The sequence below is a fragment of the Yoonia sp. genome (assembly GCF_046498525.1).
Classification (GTDB): Bacteria; Pseudomonadota; Alphaproteobacteria; order Rhodobacterales; family Rhodobacteraceae; genus Yoonia.
Genome location: NZ_JAWOAN010000055.1, coordinates 1 through 9919, shown reverse-complemented (window position 1 = coordinate 9919; position 9919 = coordinate 1). Strand labels below are relative to the sequence as shown.

General features: G+C 57.7%; 12 protein-coding genes and 1 pseudogene. 8 read left to right on the top strand and 5 right to left on the bottom strand.

The genetic code is table 11. From position 1 onward, the window contains the following. The 3 genes from ligA to R6T97_RS03720 form a co-directional block, all read right to left on the bottom strand. Window positions 1–1229: NAD-dependent DNA ligase LigA (ligA, locus tag R6T97_RS03730; protein WP_410347959.1), on the bottom strand; the 1229-nt coding region annotated here is incomplete at its 3' end. A gap of 131 nt (window positions 1230–1360) precedes the next feature. After that, window positions 1361–2074 carry a response regulator transcription factor CtrA gene (gene ctrA / locus R6T97_RS03725; protein WP_410347958.1) on the bottom strand — a complete coding sequence of 238 codons (714 nt, stop codon included), beginning with the start codon at window positions 2072–2074 and terminating at the stop codon, window positions 1361–1363. Window positions 2075–2164: 90 nt separating this feature from the next. Then, window positions 2165–2443 (bottom strand): DUF1153 domain-containing protein, encoded by a 279-nt coding sequence (locus R6T97_RS03720; protein WP_410347957.1) that lies wholly within the window; start codon window positions 2441–2443, stop codon window positions 2165–2167. A gap of 133 nt (window positions 2444–2576) precedes the next feature. Between R6T97_RS03720 and mnmA the strand changes: the two genes are divergently transcribed. The 8 genes from mnmA to R6T97_RS03680 all read left to right on the top strand — a co-directional run bounded on the left by mnmA (window position 2577) and on the right by R6T97_RS03680 (window position 9243). Continuing rightward, a complete protein-coding gene (mnmA, locus tag R6T97_RS03715) occupies window positions 2577–3716 on the top strand; it encodes a tRNA 2-thiouridine(34) synthase MnmA (RefSeq protein ID WP_410347956.1) in 1140 nt (379 codons plus the stop codon). A gap of 109 nt (window positions 3717–3825) precedes the next feature. After that, entirely contained in the window at window positions 3826–4287 is a 462-nt protein-coding gene (locus R6T97_RS03710) for a YHS domain-containing (seleno)protein (protein ID WP_410347955.1), read from the top strand. 55 nt (window positions 4288–4342) lie between these two features. Then, on the top strand, window positions 4343–5206 hold the full coding sequence (locus R6T97_RS03705; protein ID WP_410347954.1) for an ATPase: 864 nt from the start codon (window positions 4343–4345) through the stop codon (window positions 5204–5206). Between the two features lie 38 nt (window positions 5207–5244). Next, entirely contained in the window at window positions 5245–6159 is a 915-nt protein-coding gene (metA, locus tag R6T97_RS03700) for a homoserine O-succinyltransferase (protein WP_410347953.1), read from the top strand. Window position 6160: 1 nt separating this feature from the next. After that, window positions 6161–7150: an alpha/beta fold hydrolase gene (locus R6T97_RS03695; protein ID WP_410347952.1), complete on the top strand. Its 990-nt coding sequence runs from the start codon at window positions 6161–6163 to the stop codon at window positions 7148–7150. An 87-nt stretch (window positions 7151–7237) separates the two neighbouring features. Further along, window positions 7238–8107: a polyphosphate kinase 2 gene (gene ppk2 / locus R6T97_RS03690; protein WP_410347951.1), complete on the top strand. Its 870-nt coding sequence runs from the start codon at window positions 7238–7240 to the stop codon at window positions 8105–8107. After that, entirely contained in the window at window positions 8100–8717 is a 618-nt protein-coding gene (locus R6T97_RS03685) for a TetR/AcrR family transcriptional regulator (protein WP_410347950.1), read from the top strand. The genes ppk2 and R6T97_RS03685 overlap by 8 nt, the downstream gene beginning before the upstream one ends. A 10-nt stretch (window positions 8718–8727) precedes the next feature. Further along, window positions 8728–9243: an acyloxyacyl hydrolase gene (locus R6T97_RS03680; RefSeq protein ID WP_410347949.1), complete on the top strand. Its 516-nt coding sequence runs from the start codon at window positions 8728–8730 to the stop codon at window positions 9241–9243. 68 nt (window positions 9244–9311) lie between these two features. On the opposite strand, the gene rpsI is transcribed toward R6T97_RS03680, so the two are convergent. Continuing rightward, on the bottom strand, window positions 9312–9809 hold the full coding sequence (rpsI, locus tag R6T97_RS03675) for a 30S ribosomal protein S9 (protein WP_410347948.1): 498 nt from the start codon (window positions 9807–9809) through the stop codon (window positions 9312–9314). Then, window positions 9809–9919, bottom strand: a pseudogene (locus R6T97_RS03670) (50S ribosomal protein L13); the annotation flags it as partial. The gene rpsI and the pseudogene R6T97_RS03670, both read right to left, overlap by 1 nt.

Here is a 9919-nt window from a genome sequence, read left to right as displayed (position 1 = left end):
GGGATCACATCGCCCGCGCGATAGACCTGCACCCAGTCTCCCACACGTATATCGCGGCCATCGCGGATCGGGGCACCGGTGCTATCGCACCCGGCGATGTAATCTTCATTGTGCAGCGTTGCATTTGACACAACGACGCCCCCGACGGTCACAGGCTGCAAACGCGCCACCGGCGACAAGGCCCCTGTGCGCCCGACCTGAATGTCGATCGCCTCTAATACAGTCCAGGCCAGTTCGGCCGGAAATTTATGCGCGATCGCCCAACGCGGTGTGGTTGACCGGAACCCGAGCCGCTGTTGTAGCGCCAGATCGTCAACCTTGTAGACGACACCGTCAATGTCGTAACCCAGCTTCGCCCGCTGTCCTTCGATCATTTTATAATGGGCTATCATGGCTTCGGGACCATTGCATGTCTTGGTCAGGGGGTTGATTGAAAAACCCAGAGCATGCAATCTTTCGATCGCGCCGGATTGCGTTCCAGCCAGAGGCGTCGACAGTGCCCCCCATGCATATGCAAAAAAGCGAAGCGGGCGCGCCTTGGTAATCGCGGCGTCGAGTTGTCGCAGCGATCCAGCGGCCGCATTGCGCGGGTTTGCGAAAGTTTTTCCGCCTTTTTCCGCTTGCCGCACATTCAGCGCGGCAAAGTCATCATGGCTCATATACACCTCGCCCCTGACCTCGAGCAGATCGGGCGCACCGGTGATATCATGGGGAATGTCCGCGATCGTCCGGGCGTTTGCCGTTACATTCTCGCCGGTTTCACCGTCGCCGCGCGTCGCAGCCTGCACTAGTTTTCCGTGCTCGTACCGAAGCGACAGGGACAGCCCGTCAATCTTGGGCTCGGCCGTATATGTCAGTGGCGCACCTGCGGACAGCCCAAGATACTTGCGGATGCGCTGATCAAATTCATGCACGTCCTCATCGTTGAAAGCATTTCCCAGCGACAGCATCCGCACCGCATGCCGGACCTTTCCAAATCCTTCGGAAATCGCGCCGCCCACCACATCGCTGGGGCTGTCAGTCCGTTTCAGTTCCGGAAACCGGGCCTCGATTGCACTGTTCCGGCGCTTGAGGGCATCATAGGTTGCGTCGGTTATTTCCGGCGCGTCGTCACGATGATAGGCGGTATTGGCAGCCGCCAACCGTTCTGCGAGCCATGCCAGTTCTGCTTTCGCCTGATCGGATGAAAGTGTTGCCACCGAAACATCACCTGTCTGCGGATGTTTCACTTCGCTATCTTGAACCACGCTGCCCCCGCATTCTGACGCCCCAAGCGGGGAATTCACGTCATAATTAGGCGGGCAACCTGATGGCGTCCAGCATCGAGTTGGAAAACATCGGCGCGCGAAGACGCAACCGTTCAGGCACCTATCGCGATTGGCTCGTGGGCGGTAGCAGGCTCCGGGTCGCGCAACACATAGCCGCGCCCCCAGACAGTCTCGATGTAATTGTCGCCCAGCGTGGCTTCGGTCAACTTTTTGCGCAACTTGCAGATGAACACGTCGATGATTTTCAGTTCCGGTTCATCCATGCCGCCATAAAGATGGTTCAGGAACATTTCCTTGGTCAGGGTTGTCCCCTTGCGCAGGCTCAGCAATTCGAGCATCTGGTATTCCTTGCCGGTCAGATGCACGGTGCTGCCATCAACCTCGACCGTTTTAGCATCCAGATTGACAGCAATCTGCCCTGTCTTGATGATCGACTGCGCATGGCCTTTGGACCTGCGGATGATTGCATGGATACGCGCCACGAGTTCTTCGCGGTGGAAGGGTTTTGTCAGATAGTCATCTGCGCCAAAACCAAAGCCTTTTAGCTTGCTTTCTGTCCCATCATCCCCTGAGAGGATCAATATAGGCGTATCAATGCGGCTCAACCGAAGCTGCCGCAGCACCTCGTGCCCGTTCATGTCAGGGAGGTTGATGTCCAGCAGAATGAGATCGTAATCATAAAGCTTTGCAAGATCGATCCCTTCTTCCCCCATATCTGTCGCATATACATTGAGGTTGGCATGGGTCAGCATCAGTTCGATGCTTCTGGATGTCGTTGGGTCATCTTCTACAAGTAGGACTCGCATTGCAGTGCTCCGCTCTGAGTTCGGTACGTTAACCTAAACCAAGAAAGGTTAATTAGCCGTTACCCCTAACGCACTCTAACACGAAACAATCTAAGGTTGTCTATAGCGTTGTAGCGTCGTAGCTTTCAACGCAGCTTCCCCGTGTTCCTTCACCGCAGTTTCCCATTCCGAGAATTCTTCGTCGGACAATGTGTAACGCTCCAAAGCGTCATTGCGTGTGATCAGCCCGGCCGTAACCGCACGCACGACCGCAGCCTTGCGCGACGCCACCCATCGCCGGGTATTTTCGCTGGGCAGGTCCGCCCGGGTCATGACTGTTCCATCCGCCAAGGTCACCGATCTTGGTCCTTCCACTTTTCGCAAGTACATGTTCGTATCCCCTTTCATTCACTCCGCAGATAAATATCGGGTGAAGGGTTTAATGACTGGTGAAACTGCCCCTTGAGAGTGCATCGCATTTTCCTATATTTCATTGTGTAATCTTCGTTTCCGGGAACTTCCTATGCCACTTGATTCGCCGTTGAACTCTCTCGGCTTTGCAAAGCCCCCTGCGCAAACGCGCGTTGTCGTCGCCATGTCCGGCGGCGTCGACAGCTCTGTTGTCGCCGCAAAACTGGCCGAGGAAGGCTACGACGTTGTCGGCGTCACCTTGCAGCTTTATGACCACGGGGCGGCCTTGGCCAAAAAAGGCGCATGCTGCGCCGGTCGCGATATTCACGACGCCCGCCGCGTGGCCGAAGAAATGGGCTTTCCCCATTACGTGCTGGATTATGAGAACACCTTTCGCGAAGCGGTCATGGATGAATTCGCCGACAGCTATCTGGGCGGCGCGACCCCTGTGCCCTGCATCCGCTGCAATGAACGCGTGAAGTTCAAGGACCTGCTGGAAACTGCCAAGGACCTCGAGGCCGACTGCATGGCCACGGGTCATTACATCCAGCGCAAGATGGGTGCGGAAGGGGCCGAGCTTCATTCGGCGGCTGATTCGACAAAGGACCAGAGCTATTTTCTTTTCTCGACGACGCAAGAGCAGCTGGACTATCTGCGCTTTCCATTGGGCCATCACGCATCCAAGGAAGAAACGCGTGCGCTGGCCGGCAAATACGGCCTGAGCGTTGCGGACAAACCGGACAGTCAGGATATCTGCTTTGTCCCCAACGGTGACTATGCCGCCGTCATCGAAAAGCTGCGCCCCGGCGCCGCCGCTCCCGGTGATATCGTGGATACTGAAGGGAACGTGCTGGGCACCCACAAGGGGGTGATCCACTATACGATCGGGCAACGTCGCGGTCTCGGGATCGGCGGTCTGGCCGATCCACTTTACGTGGTGAAACTGGATGTGGACCGCAAAGAGGTTGTCGTCGGCCCCAAAGACCTGCTTGCGACGCGCCGCGTTCCGATTCGCGAGATCAACTGGATCGGCGAAGGTAACCTGATGGACATGGGCGAGCGTCAGATAGCGGTGAGGGTGCGCTCGACACGTCCTCCAACGGATGCGGTCCTGCGCCCGATCTCCGAGTCGGAAGCCGAGGTCGAGCTTCTGGTGGCCGAGCAAGGCGTGTCGCCGGGACAGGCATGTGTTTTTTACGACACCGACAGCACACGCGTTCTGGGCGGTGGCTGGATATGGCGCGGGGCCTGACGAGTTTTGCAACGAAAGGTCACATCGCTGTGTGGCCTCTCGCTTTTGTGCTCAGGATCGCGCCAAGTGAGGTCAGCATACCACAACTTGCAATCCCGGAGCCCCGCCAATGACACTGACACGCCGCCAGTTTTTCAGCCTTGCCCTTGCGACCCCCGCAGTTATCGCACTCGCTCCGCGCGCCATGGCAGCGACGCCCGAGGTCTATGCCGACGGCGGCATAGCTGTGGATGGCGCGGATGTCGTCGCCTATTTCACCCACGGCTCTCCAGTTCAGGGCAACAAAGCCATCACCCGTGACTATCTGGGCGCGACATGGCTTTTCTCGTCCGAGGTCAATCGTGATCTGTTCGCCGCTGATCCTGCCGCCTATGCCCCGCAATACGGCGGTTACTGCGCCTATGCGGTCAGTCAGGGCTATACCGCTCCGACGGTGCCAGAGGCGTGGTCCATCGTGGATGACAAGCTTTACCTGAATTTCTCGATCAGGGTCCGTCGCCGTTGGGAGCGTGATATCCTCGGCCATATCATGGCGGCCGATGCCAACTGGCCAAGCGTGCTGGCTGGATAGACGCCGCAGCAAAAAACGCTGGCAGAGCCTGCGGTCAGGCGTTACCCACGGCACTATGATTTACGCATCCGCATCAGAGTGGCGCAACGCCCCGCAGAAACGTGTTCTGCTTTTTGCCATGTCCGGCTTGGGCAAAACCCATCTGTCTAAGATGCTGCGCAGCACCGGCGACTGGTTTCACTACTCGATCGATTACCGGATTGGCACACGCTATATGGGCGAAAAGATTGCCGATAACGCCAAGCGCGAGGCGATGAAGGTTCCATTTCTGCGTGATCTTTTACGATCAAATTCGATCTATATAGGCTCGAACATCTCATTCGAAGATCTTAAGCCGATGTCTTCTTATCTGGGCAAGCCCGGTGATCCGGCCAAGGGCGGGCTGGAATGGGACGAATACTCACGGCGTCAGGATGAGTTTCAGGCGGCAGAGGTTGCGGCGCTTATGGACACGGGTCACTTCATCGACCGTTCCGTCGATCTTTACCAATATCCGCATTTTGTTTGCGACACCGGTGGGTCGATCTGCGAGTGGGTGGATGCGGATGATCCCGATGACCCGGTGCTGACCGAGTTGGCGTCCAAGACCCTGATGGTCTGGATCGAGGGAACCGACGCCCACACCGCTGAGTTGATCCGCCGTTTCGATCAGGAACCCAAGCCAATGTCCTATGATCCGGCGTTTCTGCTGGCGACATGGAACGCTTATCTGGCCGAATTCAACGTGCCGCCCGACAAGGTGAACCCTGATGATTTCATCCGCTGGGCATTCGCCAAGGCGCTGGCCCATCGTCAGCCGCGCTATAAGGCGATGGCGGACAGATGGGGGATCACGGTGCCGCAACAGGCCGTGGAACAGGTCAAGGATACAAAGGGCTTTGTCGGCATGATCGCCGACGCCCTTGAGGTGCGCAGCTAGTCCGCCTATTTCTGCCCTTCTGATCAGGACCCAAACCGATGCCCATTAAACTGCCGATCGCCCTGCCCGCTTATCACGTTCTATCGAACGAAGGCGTCATGGTGCTTGATGAAGATGCCGCATCACGTCAGGACATCCGCCCGTTGCGGATTGCGCTGTTGAACCTGATGCCCAAGAAGATCCAGACCGAGAACCAGTTCGCCCGTCTGATTGGGGCAACACCGCTGCAGATTGAACTGTCGCTGGTGCGCATGTCCGAACACCAGACCAAAAATACCGCCGCCGAGCATATGGAAGAGTTCTACCGCCCGTTTTCAGACGTAAAGTACGAGAAATTCGACGGGCTGATCATTACCGGTGCCCCGATCGAACATCTGCCGTTCGAAGACGTCACATATTGGCAAGAACTGACCGAGGTGTTCGACTGGACACAGACTAATGTCCATTCGACCTTTGGCGTCTGTTGGGGCGGGATGGCGATGATCAACTATTTCCACGATGTGAAAAAGCACATGCTGGCACAAAAGGCCTTCGGCTGCTTCCGGCATCGCAACACCTCTCCTGCGTCGCCTTACCTGCGCGGGTTTTCGGACGATTGCGTGATCCCTGTCAGCCGCTGGACCGAAATGCGGCAGGACGAGATCGACGCCGCAGGGCTGAAAACCCTGATCACGAGTGACGAGGCGGGTCCGGCGCTGGTCGAGGATACAGCGCATCGCGCGCTCTACATCTTCAATCACTTCGAATACGACAGCGGCACGCTCAAGCAGGAATACGACCGCGATATAGAAAACGGAACGCCCATCAACGTGCCGATGAATTACTATCCCAATGACGATCCTTCACAAATTCCCCAAAACAGGTGGAGAAGTCACGCCCACCTTCTATATGGCAACTGGATAAACCAGATTTACCAGACCACCCATTTTGAGTTGGATAGAATTGGTACTTAGAATGCTGACATTCGCGGCCGCTTTTTTCGGTATTGGCGCGGTCGCAACCGGCCTGACCGCGCAATATCGTGCGTCAAAGGCCGAGGATGCCTATCCGCCTTTGGGTGCATTCGTTCAGGTGACCGGTGGGCAGGTGCATTATGTACAGGAAGGAACAGGTCCGCATCTTGTGTTGCTGCACGGTGCCGGTGGAAACCTGCGTGAATTCACGTTTGACCTGATGGGTCGGCTGACCGACCGTTATACAGTCACCGCTTTTGACCGCCCCGGCATGGGCTACACAGATCGTGTACCCGGCATCGCGACCGGGCTGACCGCAACAGACGGCGACAGCCCGCAGGATCAGGCGAAAATGCTGCGCGAGGCGGCGGCAAAGCTGGGGATCACCGATCCTGTCGTGGCCGGTCACAGCTTTGGCGGGATTGTGTCCTATGCTTGGGCCGTGGCGGGCTTGGACGAAGACAGCCCCGTAAACGCAAGTGCCGTCGTATCCTTGGCGGGTGTCACAATGCCGTGGCCAGGTGCGCTTGACCGCTACTACCGTGTGAACGGCAGCGCATTTGGTGGCGTGCTGACGATCCCTGCGATATCGGCCTTGGTCCCGACGCATGTCGTTCACCAGAGCATCGCAGCAACCTTCGCCCCGCAAAGCGTACCTGATGGCTATGGCGATTATATCGGCACCGGGCTGACATTGCGGCCCAGCAGCATGCGCGCCAATATCAGGCAGGTGAACACCTCACGGCCCCAGATCGTGGCGCTGTCACAGCGGTATCCCGAACTCGGCCTTCCGATCGAGATCGTGCATGGCGAAGAAGACCGGACCGTCCCGATCCATGTGCACGCCGAGGAAGTGGCCAAGATCGTGCCGCAGGTCAACACCGTGCGATTGCCAGGCGTGGGCCATATGCCCCATCACGCAGAACCGCAGATCGTCATCGATGCCATCGACCGTGCAGCGCGGCGCGCCGGGCTGAAACCCGTCGATTGAACACGGCACATGCGCGTACAGCACAGCAGAATTGCGCTTGCCGCTACAAACACCCATATATGACGCAGGACATTCGGGAGAGTTTTCATGGATTTACCATTTGATGGCGGGATAAGCCGCTATTTCGCGGATGATGCTCCTGATGATGTACGTGCCGCTGTCACCAGTGCCGGCAAGAAAGATATCACCAATCCCGACTACCCCTATGATGAACGCTGGAAGCGGCGCGACTATGAAGATGCGCTTGCCGCCTTGCAGATCGAACTGGTGCGGATGCAGGCTTGGGCACGTCACACCGGACAACGGGTCGCGATCGTCTTTGAAGGCCGTGACGCAGCCGGAAAAGGCGGGACGATCAAGCGTTTGCGCGAAAACCTTAATCCGCGCGGTGCAAAGCTGGTGGCCTTGTCAAAGCCCACTGACGTGGAAGCGGCGCAGTGGTATTTCCAACGCTACATTGCGCACCTGCCCGCCAAAGGTGAAATCACCCTCTTTGACCGCAGTTGGTATAATCGGGGGATTGTCGAGCACGTGTTCGGGTTCTGCACACCGGAACAACGCGATCGCTGGTTCGCGCAAGTTCCTGAATTCGAAGACATGTTGGTTCACGAGGGGATCAAGCTGATCAAGATCTGGCTTAACGTAGGCCGCGCGACGCAACTCAAACGCTTTCTGGATCGCGAGAAAGACCCATTGAAGCAATGGAAGCTAAGCTGGATCGACGTTGCGGGCCTTGCCAGGTGGGATGACTACACGGACGCCATCGGCGAAACGCTCGAACGCACCCACACAGCCCATGCGCCTTGGACAATTGTGCGGTCCGACGACAAGCGCCGCGCGCGTGTGCAGGTGATCCGCCATGTTCTGAATCAGTTGGGTTATGACCATCACGACCCGAAGGCGCTCGCGCCCATCGACGACAAAGTATTGGGAGGTCCCGACCTCTGGCATGGCTAAACGCGGCTATCATCACGGCAATCTGCGCGCGGCGCTGATCAGCGGCTGTCTGACGTTGATCGAAAAGCGTGGCCCGACCGGATTTACCCTGTCGGAAGCCGCGCGCGAGGCAGGTGTCACCCCCGCCGCCGTCTACCGCCACTTCGAAGGCCGCGAAGACCTGATCGCCGCTGCCGCACTTGAGGGCTATGGGCTCTTTGGCGATTTGATGGAGCACGCCTACGGCGACGGGCAGCCTTCTGCCCTCACCGCGTTCGAGGCAACGGGCCGCGCCTATCTTGCCTTCGCGCGCAAGTACCCCGGGTACTACATCGCGATGTTCGAGTCCGGTATTTCCATCAATCGCACGCCGGAACTCAACGCCGTGGCGACCCGTGCGATGGGCGTGCTTGAAAAAGCCGCCGAACAGTTGTCGCAGCACATTCCTGCGGAAAAACGCCCACCGCCGCAGATGTTCAGTGCACATATCTGGGCGCTGTCGCACGGTGTTGTCGAGTTGTTTGCCCGCGCCGATCCCGGCACGCAAAGCCCCTTTCCGCCCGAAGACTTGCTCGAATCAGGCATAGGCATTTATCTGCGTGGGCTCGGCCTGATTGCGCCTGATAATTAAGAGATAACATATGGATAGCAGATTTGCCGTGTTCTTCTTCATTCTCGGAAGCACAGACACCTACCTCAACGATTGTCCCACAGACTGCTTTCGCCAGACCGAAGCGCCAGAGCGGGTGCATATTCAGTACGGCGACACCTATTTTCAGGAAGATGACATCGGCGAAGAGATTTACGCCATCTACGATCTGCCAAAGCGGTACGGGGCTTTTCAACCAACCGCTGGTGCCAGCCTGACAACAGACAATGACGTCTGGGTCGGTGCCGGTGGCAAGTGGTCGACAGAAAGGATCAGTGACAGCCCCATCTTTATTGAACTGTCGCTGATGCCCGGTGTCTATTTCAGCGGTGATGGCCCCGATCTGGGTTTTCCGGTGCAATTCCGCGGCGCTCTGGGAGCGGGCATCAACTTTGGCGACACCGGTAGCCTGTCTGTTGTCTTCGATCACCGCTCGAACGCAAATGCCAGCGAGACGAACCCGGGGATCGAGACATTGGGGATCAGGCTGTCGTATCAGCTGGAGTGAACGATCCACCCACCAAAGCAAAAGGGCGGCCCAACCGGACCGCCCTTTCATATTTCTGAAACCAGCGATTAACGCTTGGAGAACTGGAAGCTCTTACGGGCTTTCGCCTTGCCGTACTTCTTACGCTCGACCACACGGCTGTCGCGTGTCAGGAAGCCGGCAGCTTTCAAAGCAGCGCGCAGCGTCGGATCATAGAGTTGCAGCGCCTTGGAAACACCATGTTTGACCGCACCGGCCTGACCGGAAAGGCCACCACCGGCAACAGTTGCCATGACGTCGAACTGGTCAACGACACCTGCCACCTGAAAAGGCTGGCGCAGGATCATTTGCAGAACCGGACGGGCGAAATATGTGTCCATGGCCTTGCCGTTCACGACGACCTTGCCGGAACCCGGCTTGATCCAGACGCGGGCAACCGCATCTTTGCGCTTGCCGGTCGCGTAGGAACGGCCCAATGTGTCACGCACTGATTCGCGAATGACTGCGGTTTCGACCACGGCTGCCGGTGCTTCGACACCTTCGGCGACTTGGCCCAGCTCTTCGAGCGAGTTTACTTGATCGGCCATTATGCAGTCCTCGTGTTCTTTTTGTTCATGGACTTCACGTCCAGAACTTCGGGCTTCTGGGCATCCATGCCATGCTCGGCGCCTGCGAAAACGCGCAGGTGCGTCATTTG

Coding starts and splice junctions, on each gene's coding strand:
- R6T97_RS03680 (WP_410347949.1), top strand. CDS start 8,728: ATGGATAGCAGATTTGCCGTGTTCTTCTTCATTCTCGGAAGCACAGAC.
- R6T97_RS03685 (WP_410347950.1), top strand. CDS start 8,100: ATGGCTAAACGCGGCTATCATCACGGCAATCTGCGCGCGGCGCTGATC.
- metA (WP_410347953.1), top strand. CDS start 5,245: ATGCCCATTAAACTGCCGATCGCCCTGCCCGCTTATCACGTTCTATCG.
- rpsI (WP_410347948.1), bottom strand. CDS start 9,809: ATGGCCGATCAAGTAAACTCGCTCGAAGAGCTGGGCCAAGTCGCCGAA.
- mnmA (WP_410347956.1), top strand. CDS start 2,577: ATGCCACTTGATTCGCCGTTGAACTCTCTCGGCTTTGCAAAGCCCCCT.
- R6T97_RS03695 (WP_410347952.1), top strand. CDS start 6,161: ATGCTGACATTCGCGGCCGCTTTTTTCGGTATTGGCGCGGTCGCAACC.
- R6T97_RS03705 (WP_410347954.1), top strand. CDS start 4,343: ATGATTTACGCATCCGCATCAGAGTGGCGCAACGCCCCGCAGAAACGT.
- ppk2 (WP_410347951.1), top strand. CDS start 7,238: ATGGATTTACCATTTGATGGCGGGATAAGCCGCTATTTCGCGGATGAT.
- R6T97_RS03710 (WP_410347955.1), top strand. CDS start 3,826: ATGACACTGACACGCCGCCAGTTTTTCAGCCTTGCCCTTGCGACCCCC.
- ctrA (WP_410347958.1), bottom strand. CDS start 2,074: ATGCGAGTCCTACTTGTAGAAGATGACCCAACGACATCCAGAAGCATC.
- R6T97_RS03720 (WP_410347957.1), bottom strand. CDS start 2,443: ATGTACTTGCGAAAAGTGGAAGGACCAAGATCGGTGACCTTGGCGGAT.